At 75.9% G+C, this 19758-nt stretch carries 1 protein-coding gene; it reads right to left on the bottom strand.

Going from position 1 to position 19758, the window contains the following annotated elements; all coding sequences use genetic code 11:
- Window position 1: 1 nt before the first annotated feature.
- Window positions 2–19732, bottom strand: a complete 19731-nt coding sequence (locus RVR_RS38795) for an SDR family NAD(P)-dependent oxidoreductase (RefSeq protein ID WP_430393259.1) — start codon at window positions 19730–19732, stop codon at window positions 2–4.
- Between the last annotated feature and the right edge of the window lie 26 nt (window positions 19733–19758).

The raw sequence follows: 19758 nt of genomic DNA, 5'->3' as shown, positions 1-19758 counted from the left end.
CTCACAGTTCGGCGAGCCATTCCTTGACGGCCGTGGCCGTCGTGTACGCGTGGTCGGACATCATCGTGAAGTGGCTTCCGGGCACGTCCACGACCGTGACGCGGTCGGAGAACTCCCAGGTCAGCCGTTCCTGCCTGCCTTCCTTGAACGATCCGGGCATCTGCTCGGCGGCCCGGACCAGCAGGGTCGGCACCGAGGTGGCGGCCGGGTCGGCCCAGTCGAGCGAGATGTAGTGGCCGATGGCGGTGAGCCAGGCGTCCTCGGCGGCCGGGTCGGCGTCCGACGCGTCGGTGCCGAACAGCTCGTTGGGCACCGACGACCAGAACTCGGCGGAGACCGCGCCGCCCAGCCGGGGGGTGTACGTGTCGAGCAGCACGACCGCCGCGGGGGCGGTGCCCATGGCCACCAGCCGGGTGGCGACGGCGTGCGCGAGCTGGCCGCCGGAGGAGTGGCCGGCGAGCACGAAGGGCCCTCCGGACGCCGCCTCGCGCACCACGGTGGCGTGCAGCTCGATCAGGGTGTCCATGTCGGCGGCGAGCGGCTCGCCGGTGACGAACCCGGGCGAGGGCAGTACGGCCACCGTGCGGTCCCCGCGGAAGGCACCGGAGAAGGGGACGTAGTCGTGCACGGCGCCCTTGCCGACCAGGGCCGGGAAGCAGAACACCGGCGCGGTGCCCTCGCCCTGGCTGACGGCGACCGGACGGACCCGCCCGGCCAGTTCGCCCGGGTCGGTGAACTTCGGCCGGAACGCGGCCAGTCCGCGGATCAGGGCGATCATCTCGTCCGACCGTCCGTCCCGCACGGCCTGCCGGTACAGCCGGCTGATCGTGTACGCGGACTCGGCCGCGGGGGCGGGGCGGGCCGCAGTGTCGGCGCCGGTCAGGCCGGCCGCGCCCAACTCGGCGTGCAGGTGCGCGGCGAGTTCGGTGACGGTCGGGTGGTCGAAGGCGACGGAGCCGCGCAGCCGCAGGCCGGTCAGGGCGTGCAGCCGGTTGCGCAGTTCGACGGCGGTCAGCGAGTCCAGGCCCTGGGCGAGCAGGGTCAGGTCGGTGTCCACCGCGGCGGGCGACTCGTGGCCGAGCACCGCCGCGACCTCGGCGCGTACCACCTCGGCGAGGATGCGCGGGCGGTCGGCCAGGCCGGCGCGGGCGAGCCGGGCGCGCAGTTCGGCTCCGGCGTCGGCGGGGACGGCGGCCGCGCGGCGCGGTCCGGCGCTGCCGACCAGGCTCTGCATCAGCGGGCGCAGCACGCCGGCCTCGGCGGCCGCGCGCAGGGCCGCGACGTTGAACTCGGCCGTGATGAGCATGGCCTCGTCGCGGGCGAGGGCCGCGTCGAACAGGCCGAGGGCGACCTCGGTGCTCATCGGGGCGATGCCGCTGCGGCCGGCGCGGACCAGGTCCTGCTTGGACATCGCGCCGGTGATCTTGCTGGCCTTGGCCCACAGGCCCCAGGCGAGGGCCGAGGCGGGCAGGCCGGCCGCGCGGCGCCGGACGGCCAGCGCGTCGAGGAACGCGTTGGCCGCGCCGTAGCCGCCCTGGCCGGGGCTGCCGACGGCCGCCGCGATCGAGGAGTACATCACGAAGTCGGTCAGGTCGGCGGTCCGGGTCAGCTCGTGCAGGTGCCAGGCGGCACCGGACTTGGGCCGCATCACCTTCTCCACCTGGGCGGCGGTGAGCTGGGTGGTGACGGCGTCGTCGACCAGGCCGGCGGTGTGCACGACGGAGGTCAGCGGCCGCTCGGCCGGGATGGCGGCGAGGACGGCGGCGAGGGCGCCGCGGTCGGCCGCGTCGCAGGCCAGCACCCGGACGGGGACGCCCGCTTCGGCGGCGATCGCGGCGGCCAGCGCCGCGGTGCCGTCGGCGGCCGGGCCGGACCGGCTGGTGAGCACCAGGGCGCGGGCGCGGCCGGTGTCGGCGAGGTGCCGGGAGACGAGTCCGCCGAGGGTGCCGGTGCCGCCGACGACCAGTGCGGTGCCCGCGGTGCGGGGGGCGGCCGGGTCCGGCGGGATGCTGAGCACCACGCGCTCGGGAAGGCGGTCGTCCCGGAGGTGCTTCAGCGCGTCCTCGGCGCGGCGGACGTCCCAGGCGCGGAAGGCGGGCAGCGGTGCGGTGCCGGCGGTGACCGCGGCGGCGCGGTGGGCCAGGGCCGCGGCGAGGGCGTCGGACGCGGTGGTGCACGGGTCCGTGTCCGGGTCCGGGTTCGTGCCGGGGTCCGTGTCCGGGTTCGTGCCGGGGTTCCTTGCGGCGATGTGGTCGGCTCGGGCCGCGTCCGCGAGGGCGGCCGCCTCGGCGAAGGTCCGGTCCGCCGGGATCGGGGCGAGCAGCCGCGCGTCGGCCACCGCCAGCGGTCCGCAGGCGTCCGGCGCGAAGCCGAACACCCGGGCGCCGAGCCCGAGTCCGGCCGCCGCGGGTCCGGCCGCCGCGGGTCCGGTCTCCACGACGACGCCGGACAGCGCGCCGAGCGCGCCCTGTGCGCCGGTGGCGGCCAGGGCGCGGCCGTCGAGCGCGGCTGCCCGCACCGCGACCCTGACCTGGCCCTCCGTCAGCGGCGCGTTCGCCTCGGGGTACGGGGCGAGTGCGAGCGTGCGGGCGGTGCCGGCGGACGCCGGGGCGAGCCGCCACGGGCCGTCCTCGGCGGGGCGGGAGAGGCCGTCGGCGGGCGGGGCGAGCCGCAGCGCGTAGAGGCGTTCGCCGCGCACCACGATCTCCGCCTCGTCCACGGCGAGGCCGGCCAGCACCAGCCGCGCCAGGTTCGGTGTGTCGGGGGAGCCACCGTAGGGGGCACGGCCGTCGGGGACGCCGTCGGCTGCGGGCAGGTCGAGGAGCTTGAGCTTGGCGAGGTTCTCCGCCTTCGTGGCGCGCAGCAGGCCCCAGACCGCCATCCCGTCGGGGTCGGCGGGCGCGTCCGTGGCCAGCGCGGGGACGGCGCCGCGGGTGACCACCACGAGCGTCGCGGACTCGGCGAGGCTCATGGCCAGCCAGCCGCGGGCGAGCGCGAGCGCGGACTCGGCGGCCGCCTGGGCGGAGGCACCGGGGTCGGTGGCGCCGTCCTCGGCGCCGCCCGGTGCGGTCGTCCCGACGCAGGCGAACACGACCTGCGGCACCGGCTCGCCGGCCTCCAACGCGGCCGACAGACCCGCCAGGTCGGGGTGCGCGTGCAGGTCGGCGCCTTCGGAGGCGAGCCCCTCGGCCAGCCCCGGCGGCACCTCCCCGACCAGCGCGGCGCGGCCCGAGGGGACCGTCGCCGGCACCGGCAGTTCCACCCACTGCATCGCGTACAGCGGGTGGACGGTGTGCGCGCCGCCCCGGATCAGGTCCAGGGCACCAGCCGCGATCGGACGCACCGACACGGAGTCGACGGACGCCACGGGCCCGCCGGCCGGGTCGGCGAGGTGCACCGCGATCGAGCCGTCGGCGCCGCGCACCAGCCGGACCCGTACGGTCTGGGCGCCGGTCGCGTGCACGGTGACGCCGGTCCAGCCGAACGGCACGCGGACGGTCTGCCCGTCCTCCTCGCCGTCGCCCTGCTCGGCGCGGGCGGCGCCGGCGCCGGCGCCGGCGTCGCGCAGGACGGAGTCCAGGGCGATCGGGTGCAGGCTCGCGTCGAGCAGCGCGGGGTGCAGGTCGAACCGGTCGGCCTGGTCGGCGAGGTCGCCGGGCAGCCGGACCTCCGCGTAGAGGTCGTCGCCCAGGTGCCAGGCGGCCTGGAGTCCCCGGAAGGAGGGGCCGTAGCCGTGGCCGCCGGCGGACAGCCGGTCGTACGCGTCGTCGAGGGCGATCGGGACGGCGCCGGCCGGCGGCCAGGTGTCGAACGCGCCCAGCCAGTCGGGCGCGGCGTCCGCCGCGTCGGCCTCCGGGCCGTGGTCGGGTGCCAGCATGCCGCTGGCGTGCCGGGTCCACGGCACGTCCGTGGCGGACTCCGGACGGGACCAGATCGCGACCTCGCGGCCCCCGGCGCCGTCCGGGGCGCCGACCGTCACCTGGATGCGGACCGGGTCCGGGGCGGCGAGCACCAGCGGGGCCTGGAGCGTCAGGTCCTCGACGCGGGCGCAGCCGGCCTGGCGGCCGGCGTGCGCGGCCAGTTCGACGTAGGCCGTGCCGGGCAGGATCACCACACCGGCGACCGCGTGGTCGGCCAGCCACGGCTGGAGCACCGGCGAGATCCGCCCGGTGCACAGCAGGCCGCCGTCCTGGGCGACCTCGACGGCGGCGCCGAGCAGCGCGTGGTGCGCGGAGTCCAGTCCGGCCGAGGTCACGTCGCCGCCGCGGGAGGGGGACGGCTTCGGCCAGAACCACTGCCGCTGGAAGGCGTACGTGGGCAGCGCGGTCCGGCGGGCGCCGGACCCGGCGAGCACCGCGGACCAGTCCACCCGGCCGCCGTGCGCGTGCACGGTCCCGAGGGCGTGCAACACCCGGTCGGCACCGCCGTCGTCGCGGGCCAGGGTCCCGGTGACGACCGGGGTGGCGGTCGGGTCGGCCTGGGTGACGATGTCCTCGATCGCGGTGCCCAGCACCGGGTGCGGGGAGACCTCGACGAACACCCGGTGCCCGGAGGCGGCCAGCACGGCGACCGCGTCGGCGAAGCGGACGGTGCGGCGGACGTTGGCGAACCAGTAGCCGGCGTCCAGTTCCCTGCCGTCGGTCCACTCGCCGGTGACGGTGGACAGGAACGGGATCGTCCCCGCCGACGGCACGACGTCCGCGAGGCGTTCGCGCAGCGGCTCGGCCAGCACGTCGACCTGCGCGGAGTGCGCGATGAAGTCCTGCTCCGGCACCCGCCAGCGCATGACGCGGCGGGCGGCGAGCAGCGCCTCGAACTCCGCCAGCGCGTCGAGTTCGCCGGACACCACCGTGGCCGCCGGGCCGTTGACCGCGGCGATGGACAGCCGACCGGTCCAGGGGGCCAGCAGGTCCGCGACGGCCGGGGCGTCCAGCACCACGGACACCATGCCGCCGCGCCCGGCCAGTTCGGTCAGCGCCCGGCTGCGCAGCGCCACCACCTTCGCCGCGTCGTCGAGCGAGAGGATGCCGGCGGCGCACGCGGCGGCGATCTCGCCCTGCGAGTGCCCCACCACCGCGTCGGGAACGATGCCCGCCGCCTCCCACAGGGCGGCCAGCGCCGTCATCACCGCCCACTGCGCGGGCTGCACCACGGCGGCCGACTCCAGCGCCGGGGCGCCCGGTGCGCCGGCCAGCACGTCCCGCAACGACCAGTCCGTGTACGGCGCGAGCGCCTGCTCGCACTCCGCGAGCCGGGCGGCGAACACCGGGGACCGCTCGGCCAGTTCGACGCCCATGCCGGGCCACTGCGCCCCGTGGCCGGAGAAGACGAACACCAGGCGGCCGGGCCCGCCGGCTCGGACGTGGCCGGTGGCGACGCCCGCGCGCGGGCGGCCGGCGGCCACGGCGGCGAGACCGGCGAGCAGCTCGTCGCGACCGGTGCCGGTGACCACGGCGCGGTTGCCGAACAGCGCGCGGGTCTCGGCGAGCGACAGCGCGACGTCGGCGTCCCGGGCGCGCGGGTCGGACTCGGCGTCCTCGCCCGCGACGAACGCGCGCAGCCGCTCCGCCTGGGCGCGCAGCCCTTCGGGGGTGCGCCCGGACAGCGTCCACGCGGTGGCGGGCGAGCCGGCCAGCAGGGGCAGCGGCCGCCCGGCCCCACGGTCGTCGGTGGCGCGGTCGGCGGTCGCTCCGGCGGCGGATGCGGGTCGGGCGGTGTCTGCGGCGTCCGGTCCTGCGGTGTCCTCCGGCGCCTCCTCCACGATGGCGTGCACGTTGGTGCCGCTGATCCCGAACGACGAGATGCCGGCGCGCCGTACCCGGCCGGTGCCCGCGGGCCAGGGGACGGGCTCGCTGAGCAGCCGGACGTTCCCCGCCGACCAGTCGATGTGCGAGGTCGGCTCCTGGGAGTACAGCGTGCGCGGCAACTCGGCGTGCCGCAGGGCCAGCACCATCTTGATCAGGCCCGCGACGCCGGCCGCGCCCTGGGTGTGGCCGATGTTCGACTTCACCGAGCCCAGCCACAGCGGCCGGTCCCCGGGGCGGTCCTGCCCGTAGGTGGCCAGCAGCGCCTGGCCCTCGATGGGGTCGCCGAGGGTGGTACCGGTGCCGTGCGCCTCGACGGCGTCCACGTCGGCGGTGGTCAGGCCGGCGTTGGCGAGCGCGGCGCGGATCACGCGCTGCTGGGAGGGGCCGTTGGGCGCGGTCAGGCCGTTGGACGCGCCGTCCTGGTTGCTGGCGGTGCCGCGGACCAGCGCGAGCACCTGGTGGCCGTTGCGCCGCGCGTCCGACAGCCGCTCCAGCACCACGATCGCGGCGCCCTCGGACATGCCCATGCCGTCGGCTTCGGCCGAGAACGCCTTGCAGCGCCCCTCGACGGACAGCCCGAGGGCCTTGCCGAAGCCGAACGCCCCGGGACTGGCCATCACCGTCACGCCGCCGGCGAGCGCGAGCGAGCACTCGCCCGAGCGCAGCGCCTGGCCGGCCAGGTGGACGGCCGTCAGCGAGGACGAGCAGGCCGTGTCGACCGTGACCGCCGGGCCCTCGAAGCCGAAGGTGTACGCCAGACGGCCCGACATGACGCTGCCGCCGTCGCTGGTGGGCATGAAGCCCTGCATGGCGGTGGTGTCCTCGCTGAGCGCCTGGCCGTAGTTCTGGGACCAGCCGCCGACGAACACCCCGGTCTGCGAGCCGCGCAGCGTGGCGGGCACGATCCCGGCGCGCTCCATCGCCTCCCAGGACACCTCCAGCAGGATGCGCTGCTGCGGGTCCATGCCCAGGGCCTCGCGCGGGCTGACCCCGAAGAAGGCGGCGTCGAAGTCGCCGACGCCGGTGAGGAAGCCGCCCTGCCGGGCGTGGATGACCGACGGGTCGTCGGCGTCCCGCTCGTAGAGGTCCTCGATCGGCCAGGCCCGGTCCTGGGGGAAGGTGGTGATCGCGTCCCGGCCCTCGGCGAGCAGCCGCCACAGGTCCTCGGGGCCGCGCGTGTCACCGGGGAAGCGGGTGCCCATCGCGACGATCGCGATCGGCTCGTCGCTCGTGGCCGCGCCGGCGGCGCCGGGCACGGCCGGGGAGCCCTGCACCGCGGCGCTGTCGCCGAGCAGGCGGGTCCGCAGGTGGGCGGCGAGCGCGATCGGGGTCGGGTAGTCGAAGACCAGGGTCGACGACACCCGCAGGCCGGTCGCGGCGGTCAGCCGGTTGCGCAGTTCGACGGCGGTCAGCGAGTCGAAGCCGATGTCCTTGAACGCCCGCTCCGGCTCGACGGCGTCGGACGTGGCGTGGCCGAGGACGGCGGCGGCGTGCACGACGACCAGGTTCAGCAGCACCTCGTCCTGCTCGGCGGGGGTGAGCGGGGCGAGCCGGCGCGCGAGCGCCTGCTCCCCGCCGCCGGTGCCGCCGGCCTCGGCGACGCGGCGGGCGGGGGCCGCGAGGCCGTGCCACACCGCGGGGACCTGCTCGCCGCGGCCGGCCCGCGCGCGGGTGCCCGCGACGTCCAGACGGGCGGGGACGAGGAGCGCCTCGTCGCGGCCGAGGGCGGCGTCCAGCAGGGCGAGGCCGTCGTCGGTGCTCAGCGCCGTGACCCCGTCGCGGCCGATCCGGCCCTTGTCGCCGGCGTCGAGGTGCCCGGTCATGCCGCTGCCGTCGGCCCACAGGCCCCAGGTGAGCGAGACGGCGGGCAGGCCGTCCGCGCGGCGCCGGGCGGCGAGGCCGTCCAGGTAGGCGTTGGCGGCCGCGTAGTTGCCCTGACCGGGACCGCCGAAGGTGGCGGCGGCGGACGAGAACAGCACGAACGCGTCCAGATCGAGGTCGAGTTGGGCCGTCAGCTCGTGCAGGTTCCACGCAGCGTCCGCCTTCGGACGCATCACCGCGTCCACCCGACCCGCGTCGAGCGACGTGATCACCCCGTCGTCCAACACCCCCACCGAGTGGAACACCGACGTCACCGGACGATCCCCGGGCAGCCCCCCGAGCACACCCGCCAGCGCCGTACGATCCGCCGCGTCGCAGGAGACCACGGTGCTGCCGGTCCCGGCGTCCGCCAGCCGCGCCGCCAGCTCCGGCACCCCGGGCGCGGCCGGACCGGTACGGCTGAGCAGCACCGCGCGGTCGGCGCGGCCGGTCCCGGCGAGGTGCCGGGCGACCCGGGCGCCGATCATGCCGGTGCCGCCGGTGATCAGAACGGTGCCGGAACGGCGCGGCGCCGCGGGCACGGTCAGGACGGCCCTGCCGGCGTGGCCCTGCTCCCTGACGTGGCGCAGGGCGTCGGCCGCGCGGCGGACGTCCCAGCAGCGGACGGGCACGACGGCGGTCTCCCCGACCTCCGAGCCCTCGGCCGCACCCTCGGCCGCATGCTCGTGCGCGCTCTCGACCTCTTCTTCGGCCGCGTCTTCGCCGCCGGTCGCGGTGAGGAGCGTACGGACCTCGGCGAGGACGGCGGCGAGCCGGTCCGGGGCCGCCTCGGCCAGCGCGAAGGCGGCACACCGGACATCGGGGCGCCCGGCCGCGGCCCCGCCGGATTCCCCCGGACCGGCCGCGTCGGCCGCCAGGAGCACTCCGCCGTCGCGCAGCAACCGCAGCGAGGCGTCCGTCTGCTCGCCGGGCGCGGCGTTGAGGACGATGTCCACGCCGCCGGCGAACTTCGCCGCGAACGCGGCCACGTCGTCAGGCGCCGCGTGGTCGTCGTCGAGCCCCAGGGCGGCGAGCACGCCGCGCCGGTCGGAGCCGGCGGTCGCGAACACCTCCAGCCCGAGCCGGCGGGCGACCCGCACCGCCGCGGCACCGGCCGCACCGGCGGCGTCATGGACCAGCACCCGCTGGCCGGGCGTCGCCCCGGCCACGTCGGCGAGGCCGTACCAGGCGGTGGCGTACACCTCCGGGGCCGCGGCCGCCCGCGCGAACGTCCATCCCCCGGGCAGCGCGACCAGGGACCGAGCGTCGGCCACCACCTGGTCGGCGAGCCCGCCGTCCACGAGGCCCATCACGCGGTCGCCGGCGGCCAACTCCTCGACATCGGGGCCGACATCGGTGACGACACCGGCGATCCCGGTCCCGAGGGCCGCACCGGGGCGGTCCTCGCCGAGCACGAGGTCGACGTCCCGCGCGCCCACGCCCGCCGCGCGCACCGCCACCCGCACCTGGCCCGGCGCCAGTTCACCCATGACCGGACGCGGCACGACGGCCAGACCCTCCAGCGTGCCCGGGCGCCCGACCTCCACCCGCCACGACTCGCCGCCCCCCGGCAGCGTCAGCCCGGCCGTCGGGCGCACCAGCCGCCGGGCCAGCGCCGCGCCCCCGCGCACCGCCACCTCGGGCTCGCCGCAGGTCACGGCGGCGAGCAGTGGCTCGTCGGCTCCCGCCCCGGAAGCGGGGAGGTCCACGAGCACGAACCGGTCCGGGTTCTCCGACTGCGCGGAGCGCACCAGCCCCCACACCGCGGCGCCCGCCAGGTCCGCCACACCTTCGCCGACACCGGTCGAGACCGCGCCGCGCGTCACCACGGCAAGGCGCGACCCGCCCAGTTCCTCCGCGCCCAACCACGCCTGCACCATGCCGAGCACGTCCGCGGTCGCCTGTCGGGCCCCGCCCGCCGGGACACCGGCGACCACCAGCGCGGGTACCGCGGCCTCGCCCCGGCCGATCGCGGCGGTCAGCTCCGCGAGGCCGCCGTAGCGCGCCCGGCCCGCCAGGTCGGCCACGTCCTCCAGGCCGACGCCGACCACCACGGCGTCCGTCTCGGCCGTCCCGCCCGCCGGGGCGGGAACCGGCGTCCACGCCACGCCGAACAGCGCGTCCCGCACCGCCGGGGCGACTCCGCCCGACGCACCCGCGCCGCCCCCGACCGGGCGCAGCACCAGGGAGTCCACCGAGACCGCCGGCGAGCCGGCGCCGTCGACCGCCACCAGCGCCAGACCCCCGGCGCCGTCGGAGGACAGCTTCACCCGCAGCACGCTCGCGCCGGACGCGTGCAGGTCCACGCCCGTCCAGGCGAACGGCAGCCGCACCTCGCCCGCCCGGCCCTCCGGCAGCACCAGGCCCGACAGGTGCAGCGCCGCGTCCAGCAGCGCCGGATGCACCCCGAACCCGCCCGCGTCCGCGGCCGCCGCCTCCGGCAGCGCGACCTCGGCGAACACCTCCTCGCCACGCCGCCAGGCTGCCCGCAGGCCCTGGAACACCGGCCCGTAGCCGTAACCCGCCGCCTCCAGGTCGTCGTACCAGCCGTCCACGGCGAGCGGCGTCGCGTCGCGCGGCGGCCACACCACCAGGTCCGCGCCGATCCCGCCGGCCGGGACCGCCGCCGAGACCGTACCGCTGGCATGCCGGGTCCACGGCGCGTCGCCCTGCTCACCCGACGGACGACTGTGCACCTCCACCCCGCGCACGCCGGCCTCCTCCGCGCCGACCACCACCTGCACCTCGACCGCCGCGTCCGCCAGCAGCAGCGGCGCCTCCAGCGTCAGCTCCTCCAGCCGGCCGCACCCCACCACGTCACCGGCCCGGATCGCCATCTCCACGAACCCGGTGCCGGGCAGCAGCACGGTGCCGCCCACCGCGTGATCACCCAGCCACGGCTGCGCACGCAACGACACCACACCCGCCACCACCAGCCCCGCACCCGACGCCAACTCCATCGACGCCGACAGCAGCGGATGCCCCAACCCGCTGCCCACCGCGGCCGCGGTCGCCTTCGGCCAGTAGCGCTCGTGCTGGAAGGCGTACGTCGGCAGGTCCACCCGGTCGCCCGAGCCGACCACCGCCGCCCAGTCCACCGCGACGCCCCGCACCCACGCCTCGGCCATGGACGTCAACAGGCGCTGCGGCCCGCCCTCGTCCCGCCGCAACGACCCCACCACGACCGGAGCGGCCACACCGGCGTCCTCCAGCGTCGCCGTCACAGGGGCGACCAGGACCGGGTGGGCGGACATCTCCACGAACACCCCGTGGCCCGCCTCGGCGAGGGTACGCACCGCCCGGTCGAACTCCACCGGCGCCCGCAGACTGTCGAACCAGTAGCCCGCACCGAGATCCGCGGCATCCAGCCACTCCCCCGACATCGCGGACAGCATCGGCACCGTGGCGGCTGCCGTGTCCGCGCCGGCACCCGCGGCCGTACCCGCGCCCGTCAGCGGAGCGAGGGGCGCGAGCGCCTCCAGGATCTCCCGCCGCAGGCCGTCCACCTGCGCGCTGTGCGAGGCGTAGTCCACCGGAAGCCGCCGCACCCGCACCCCGTCACCCTCACACCCGACGACCAACTCCTCCAGCGCCTCGGGATCACCGCTCACCACGGTCGCCTCGGCACTGTTCACCACCGCCACCGACAACCGCTCGCCAAAGCCCGCGATCCGCGCGCGCACGGCGTCGGCGGACTCCGCCACCGACACCATCCCGCCCCCGCCCGCCAGCGCCCGCAACGCCAGCGAGCGCAACGCCACCACCCGCGCACCGTCCTCCACCGACAACAACCCCGCCACCACCGCCGCAGCGATCTCCCCCTGCGAATGCCCCACCACCGCATCCGGCCGTACTCCGGCCGCCTCCCACACCGCAGCCAACGACACCATCACCGCCCACAACACCGGCTGCACCACATCCACCCGCTCCAACGCCACCGCATCACCCAGCACCTCCTCCAACGACCACTCCACATAAGGCGCCAACGCCCCACCACACTCCGCGAACCGCGCCGCGAACACCGGTGAGGACGTGAGCAGTTCACGCCCCATCCCCACCCACTGCGCACCCTGACCCGGGAACACGAACACCGAACGACCCACACCCACCGCCGGCACCACACCCGACACCACGCCCGCACCCGGCACGCCCGACACCACCGACCCCAAAGCAGGCGCTCCGGACGCGCCGCCGTCCACCACCACCGCGCGGTGCGCGAACACCGCACGCGACACCGCCAACGACCAGGCCACATCCCGCGCCGCCAACTCCGGCTTCGCCACCGTCAGTTCACGCAACCGCCCCGCCTGCGCGCGCAACGCCGCATCGGAACGCCCCGACACCACCCACGGCACCACACCCGACACCGCGGGCGGCTCCGGCCGCGCGCCCCGCGGGCCCGGCCCCGCGTCCTCCGTGCCCTCCACCGGGGCTCCGGCCTCCGCCGGCGCCTCCTCAATGATCACGTGGGCGTTCGTCCCGCTGATCCCGAACGACGACACACCCGCGCGCCGCACCCGCGCGGCCGTCTCCGGCCAGGCCACGGGCTCGCTCAGCAGCCGGACGTTCCCCGCCGTCCAGTCGATGTGGCGTGACGGCTCGCCGGCGTAGAGGGACCGCGGCAGCTCCTGGTGCTGGAGCGCCAGCACCATCTTCACGACACCGGCCACGCCCGCGGCCCACTGGGTGTGCCCGATGTTCGACTTCACCGAACCCAGCCACAGGGGGCGGTCCTCGTCGCGCGCCCGGCCGTAGGTCGCCATCAGCGCCTGCGCCTCGATCGGGTCACCGAGTTCCGTACCGGTGCCGTGGCCCTCGACCGCGTCCACGTCGTCCGTGGACAGGCCCGCGCTCGCCAGCGCGGCGCGGATGACGCGCTGCTGGGAGGGACCGTTCGGGGCCGTCAGGCCGTTCGACGCGCCGTCCTGGTTCACCGCGCTGCCCCGCACGACGGCGAGCACCCGGTGGCCGTTGCGCCGGGCGTCCGACAGGCGTTCCAGTACGACCATGCCGACGCCCTCGCCCCAGCCGACCCCGTCGGCCGCGTCGGAGAACGCCTTGCAGCGCCCGTCGGCCGCCATGCCGCGCTGCCGGGAGAAGGACACGAAGGCGGTGGGGTTCACCATGACGGTGACGCCGCCGGCGAGGGCGAGCGAGCACTCACCGGAGTTCAGCGCCTGGGCGGCCAGGTGCAGGGCCACCAGCGACGACGAGCAGGCGGTCTCGACCGTCACGGCGGGGCCTTCGAGGCCGAGCGTGTAGGCGACGCGACCCGAGATCACGCTGGCCGCGGTGCCGGTCATCAGGTACCCCTCGGCGGCCGCGTCCTCCGGCAGATCCGCACCGTAGCCCGACGCCGCCCCGCCCACGAACACACCCGTCCGCGAACCCCGCAGAGCACCCGGATCAATACCCGACCGCTCCAACGCCTCCCACGCCACCTCCAACAACACCCGCTGCTGCGGATCCATCGCCAACGCCTCACGCGGACTGATCCCGAAGAACCCCGCGTCAAAACCCCCCGCGTCCTCGACGAACCCACCCTCCCGCACATACGACCGACCCACCCGATCCGGATCCTCGTCGTACAACCCCTCGACATCCCAGCCCCGGTCCTGCGGGAAGGCGCCCACCACGTCGCGCCCCTCCGACAGCACCGCCCAGAAGTCCTCCGGACCGCCCACGCCACCCGGCAGCCGGCACCCCAGGCCCACGATCGCCACCGGCTCCGCGCCACCGGACGCGTTCCGCAACCCGCCGCCCGACACCGCCAGGTCCGCGCCCACAGCGGCTGTGTCGACCGTGTCCCCCACCAGCGACACCCGCAGGAACCCCGCGAGCAGCACCGGCGTCGGATAGTCGAAGACCAACGTGGACGGCAACCGCAGACCCGCGGCCGCGTTCAACCGGTTCCGCAACTCGACCGCGGTCAACGAGTCGAAGCCCAGTTCCTTGAACGCCCGCTCCCCCGGCACGGCCTCGGCCGAAGCGTGGCCGAGCACGGCCGCCGTGTGGGCGCGCACCAGGTCCACCAGCGCGCGGTCGCGCTCCGCGGGCGACATCCCGGCCAGGCGGTCGCGCAGCGACGAGGAACCGCCCGCGCCCGTCGCGGCCGACGCGGGCCGGCCGCCCGGACCGGACCGTCCACCGGCCAGGCTCCGCCAGACGGCGGGGACCTGCTCGCCGCGGACCGCGGCGGCGCGCACGCCCGAGACGTCCAGCACGGCCGGGACGAGCAGCGACTCGTCGCGGCCGAGGGCCGCGTCCAGCAGGGCCAGACCGTCGTCCGTACCCAGCCCGGCGACACCGCTGCGGGTGATCCGGTCCTTGTCCCCGGCCTCCAGGGTGCCGGCCATCCCGCCCGACTCCGCCCACATGCCCCAGTCGAGCGACAGCGCCGGAAGGCCGGCGGTCCGGCGGGCGGCCGCGAGTCCGTCGAGGAACGCGTTGGCGGCGGCGTAGTTGGCCTGACCGGCGCCGCCGAAGGTGGCGGCGGCGGACGAGAACAGCACGAACGCGTCCAGGTCCAGGTCGAGTTCAGCCGTCAACTCGTGCAGGTTCCACGCCGCGTCCGCCTTCGGACGCATCACCGCGTCCACCCGACCCGCGTCGAGCGACGTGATCACCCCGTCGTCCAACACCCCCACCGAATGGAACACCGACGTCACCGGACGATCCCCGGACAGCCCCCCGAGCAGACCCGCCAACGCCGTACGGTCCGCCGCGTCACAGGCGACGACCCGACTGTCCGCACCCGCCGACGCCAACCCCGCCACCAACTCCGGAACCCCGGCGGCCGACGGACCCGAACGACTCACCAACACCGCCCGACCGGCACGCCCCGACTCGACCAGATGACGCGCCACCCGGCCACCGATCATCCCCGTCCCACCGGTGATCAACGCCGTCCCGGAAGCGCGAACCGGCGCCGGAACCGTCAACACGATCTTCCCGACATGCCGCGCCTGGCTCATGAACCGCAACGCGTCCACCGCCCGCCGCACATCCCAACACCGCACCGGAGCAGGCTCCAGGACACCCGTCGACAGCAAGGCACCGATCTCACCGAGGATCAGGCCGAGCCGTTCGACACCCGCCTCGGTGGTCTCGAACGGGCAGTAGCGCACTCCCTCGTACCGCGTGGCGATGTCCTCGGCGTCCCGTAGATCGGTCTTGCCCATCTCCAGGAACACCCCGCCGCCACGCAGCAACCGCAGGGAGGCGTCCGTCAACTCCCCCGCCAGCGCGTTCAACACGATGTCCACGCCACCGGAGAACTTCTCCTCGAACCCCGCGTCCCGCGAGGAGGCGATGTGGTCGTCGTCGATGCCCATGGACGCCAGCACGCCCCACTTCCCCGGGCTCGCCGTCGCGAACACCTCCAACCCCAGATGACGCGCGATCTGCACCGCCGCCATCCCCACCCCACCCGTCGCCGCATGGATCAGCACCCGCTGCCCCGACCGCGCCCGAGCCAGATCCACCAACCCGTACCACGCCGTCGAGAACCCCACCGGCACACCCGCCGCCCGCGCGAACGACCACCCCGCCGGAACCGCCGCCAACGCCCGGGCGTCCACGACCATCCGGTCGGCGAAGCCGCCACCGGCGATGCCCATCACCCGGTCGCCGACCGCCCACCCGGTGACATCCGGTGCGACGTCGGCGACCACACCGGCGACCTCACTGCCGAGCAGCGCGGCACCCGGGTACATGCCCAGGGTGATCATCACGTCGCGGAAGTTCATGCCCGCGGCGCGCACCGCCACCCGTACCTGTCCCGGAGCGAGTTCGGCCGTGGCGGGCGGGTACGCGACCGCCTCCACACCCTCCAGCGTGCCGGCCTGCCGCACCTCCAGCCGCCACGCGCCCTCACCGGCCGGAAGGGCGAGGCCGCCCGACGGGCGCACCAGGCGCCGCGCGAGCACCAGTTCGCCACGGACGGCGATCTCGGGCTCGCCCGACGCCACGGCGGCCACCAGCGGCTCCACGCCGAGCGCGTCCCCGTCCGGCAGGTCCACCAGCACGAAACGATCCGGCTCCTCCGACTGCGCGGAACGCACCAGACCCCACACCGCGGCACCCGCCAGATCCACCACACCCTCACCCGGACCCGTCGACACCGCACCCCGCGTCACCACCACCAACCGCGACGACGACAACCCCACCGCACCCAACCACCCCTGCACCAGGCCCAGCACACCCGCCGTCACCCCACGAGCCGAACCGGCCGTGTCCGCGGAGCCCGGCGCGTGCTGATCGGAAGCCGCCAGGACCAGGTCGGGTGCCGGTTCCCCCGCCGCGACCGCGTCGGCCAACGCGTGCACATCCGGGTACCGCGTCACGCCGTGCAGCGCGCCGAGGCCGCCTCCCAGTACGGCGACGACCGCCTCCGCGGCGGTCCGGCCGGGCGCCGGGGCGGGCACCCACTCCACCGCGAACAGGTCGTCGCGCACCTGCGCGCCCGCCTGGTCGGCGGTGACCGGCCGCAGGGCGAGCGAGTCCACCGACACCACGGGCGAGCCGGCCGGGTCGACGCCGGTCAGCGACACCCCGCCCGCGCCGTCGGGGGACAGCTTCACCCGCAACACGCTCGCGCCCGACGCGTGCAGGCCCACCCCCGTCCACGCGAACGGCAACCGCACCTCGCCGGCGCGCCCCTCCGGGAGGACGAGACCCGACGCGTGCAGCGCCGCGTCCAGCAGGGCGGGGTGGAGGACGTAGTCGCGTGCGTCCGAGGCGGCCTCCTCCGGGAGGGCGACCTCGACGAAGACGTCGTCACCACGCCGCCAGCCCGCCCGCAGACCGCGGAAGAGCGGACCGTAGTCGTAGCCCTCCGCGGCCATGCGCGGGTACCAGTCGTCCACGGGGAACGCCGTCGCGTCGCGCGGCGGCCACACGGTCAGGTCGGCCGACGGCCGCCCGCCCGCGGCGGGCGCCAGGGTGCCGCTGGCGTGACGGGTCCAGGCGCCCGGCTCGTCGGGCGAGGACGCGCCCCGCGCGTACACCTCGACGGACCGCAGGCCGCCGGTCTCCGGGCCCACCACGACCTGCACCTGGACCGGGGTGTCGGACAGCACCAGCGGTGCTTCGAGCGTCAGTTCGTCCACGTGGCCGAATCCGGCGACGTCGCCCGCGCGCACGGTCATCTCCACGAACGCGGTGCCGGGCAGCAGCACGGTGCCGCCGACGGCGTGCTCGGCCAGCCAGGGCTGGGCACGCAGCGACAGGCGGCCGTTGAGGACCATGCCGCCGTCGGCGGCGAGTTCGACCAGCGCCAGCAGCAGCGGGTGGCCCATCGCGCCCAGGCCGGCGGCCTCCATGTCGGACACGTCCAGCACCGGCTGCGGCCAGTAGTACTGCCGCTGGAAGGCGTACGTCGGCAGGTCCACCCGCTCGCCCGGGCCGATCAGCGCGGCCCAGTCCACGGACACGCCGTGCACCCACGCCTGCGCCAGCCCGTCCACGAACGCCCCCGCGGCGTCGTGGCCAGGCCGCTGCAACGACACGAACTCCGCGTCCGGCACCGCACCCGCACCTAGCGTGGACAGCGTCCCGTCGGGTCCGATCTCCAGGAAGACGTCCACGTCGAGGCCGGCCATGGCCGTCACGGCGTCGGCGTACCGCACAGCCCCCCGCGCCTGGCCCGCCCAGTACGAGCCGTCACACGACTCGACCACGGCACCCGTGGACGTACTCACCCACGGAACCTCAGCCGGCACATACGCCAACCCACCCGCGATCTCCGCCAGTTCGTCCAGCGCCGGGTCCATCCGGTGCGAATGGAACGCATGACTCACCCGCAAGGAACGCACCCGCACCCCACGCCCCGCGAACACCCCCGCCACCGCGTCCACCGCGTCCCGCTCACCCGACACCACCACCGCGGCCGGGCCGTTGACCGCAGCGATCCCGACATCGGCACGCTCGCCGATCACCTCGATCGCGTCCGCCTCGGACACGGCGATCGACGCCATCGCGCCGCCCTCGGGCAGCGCCTGCATCACCCGACCACGCCCCGCCACGAGCGCACACGCGTCCTCCAGGGACAGCACACCCGCCGCACACGCGGCCGCCACCTCACCCACCGAGTGGCCGGCGACAGCCGTCGGCGTCACCCCCGCCGCCTTGAGGACCTCCACCAGACCGACCTGCAACGCGAACAGCCCGGCCTGCGCGAACACCGTCGAATCCGCCCGGGCATCACCCTCCGCGCCCTCCAACACCACCTCACGCAACGGCACATCAAGGTGGGACCCAAGCAGCCCGCACACCCGGTCGAACGCCGCCGCGAACACCGGAGACGCCGCATACAACCCCGCCGCCATCCCCGCCCGCTGCGACCCCTGACCCGCGAACACGAACCCCACCCGGCCACGACCGGCGGCCACACCACCCGACGTCACCACACCCGACGCCGGCTGACCCGTCGCCACCGCCGCGAGACCTTCCGTATACCCGCCGCCCGACACCACCGCGCGGTGCTCGAACACCGACCGCGACGACGCCAACGACCACCCCACATCCACCGGGCCCAACCCCGGCCGCGCCAGCACCAGTTCACGCAACCGCCCCGCCTGTTCCCGCAGCGCGGCCTCCGTGCGGCCCGACGCCACCCACGGCACCGCACCCGACACCACGGGCACGGCCGGCGCGTCACCCGCCGCCTTCGTCTCCGGCTCCTGCGCCGCGGGTGCCTCCTCCAGCAGCACGTGCGCGTTCGTCCCGCTGATGCCGAACGACGAGACGCCGGCCCGGCGCACCCGCTCGGCCGTCTCCGGCCAGTCCCGCGGCTCGGTCAGCAGGCGGACGTTCCCGGCCGTCCAGTCGATGTGCGGCGACGGCTCGTCCACGTGCAGCGTCCGCGGCAACCGGGCGTGCTGGAGCGCCAGCACCATCTTCATCACGCCGGCCACGCCGGCCGCGCACTGGGAGTGGCCGATGTTCGACTTCACCGAACCGAGCCACAACGGGCGCTCCTCCGGGCGCTCCTGGCCGTAGGTCGCCATCAGCGCCTGCGCCTCGATCGGGTCGCCGAGCTTCGTCCCGGTCCCGTGGGCCTCCACCACGTCCACCTGGTCCGCGGACATCCGCGCGTTCGCCAACGCGGCGCGGATGACCCGCTGCTGGGACGGACCGTTGGGCGCGGTCAGACCGTTCGACGCGCCGTCCTGGTTCACCGCGCTGCCCCGCACCACCGCCAGCACCCGGTGCCCGTTGCGCCGCGCGTCCGACAGCCGCTCCACCACCAGCATGCCGACCCCCTCGGCCATGCCCATGCCGTCGGCCGACGCCGCGAACGCCTTCGACCGCCCATCCGCCGCCAACCCCCGCTGCCGGGAGAACTCGCCCATCGCCCCGGGCAGCGCCATGATCGTGGCGCCGCCGGCCAGGGCGAGCGAGCACTCGCCGTTGCGCAGGGCCTGGACGGCGAGGTGGAGGCTGACCAGGGAGGAGGAGCAGGCGGTGTCCACCGTGACGGTCGGGCCCTCGACGCCGAGCACGTAGGCGACGCGGCCGGAGATGACGCTCGTGGTGGTGCCGGTGAGCTGGTAGCCCTCCGCGCCCCCGGCGCCGTCGGCGTCGTAGCCGGAGGAGGTGGCGCCGACGAACACGCCGGTCTGCGAGCCGCGCAGGGAGACGGGGTCGATGCCGACGCGTTCGCACGCCTCCCACGCGGTCTCCAGCACGAGGCGCTGCTGCGGGTCCATCGCCAGCGCCTCGCGCGGGTTGATGCCGAAGAAGCCCGCGTCGAACTCGCCCGCGCCGTACAGGAACCCGCCGCCGCGCGCGTAGGAGGTGCCGGGGTTGTCGGGGTCCGGGTCGTACAGCTCGTCGAGCGCCCACCCGCGGTCCTCGGGGAGGCCGGTCACCGCGTCGACGCCGTCCGCGAGGACCGTCCAGAGCTCCTCGGGCGTGCTGATGCCGCCGGCGAACCGGCAGCTCATGCCGACGATCGCGATCGGCTCGCGGGAGGCCGAGACGAGCTGCCGGTTGTGCTGCCGCAGCCGCTCGGTCTCCTTCAGCGACACCCGCAGCGCCTCGAGGACCTTCTCGTTGGGCATGCTCATCGTGCGCTCCACGTGGTGAT

Source organism: Streptomyces sp. SN-593 (assembly GCF_016756395.1).
In the GTDB taxonomy this organism is placed as follows: Bacteria; Actinomycetota; Actinomycetes; order Streptomycetales; family Streptomycetaceae; genus Actinacidiphila; species Actinacidiphila reveromycinica.
Note: the sequence above shows the minus strand (reverse complement) of the source record. Positions and strands in the feature narration are given on the sequence as shown.

Coding starts and splice junctions, on each gene's coding strand:
- RVR_RS38795 (WP_430393259.1), bottom strand. CDS start 19,732: ATGCCCAACGAGAAGGTCCTCGAGGCGCTGCGGGTGTCGCTGAAGGAG.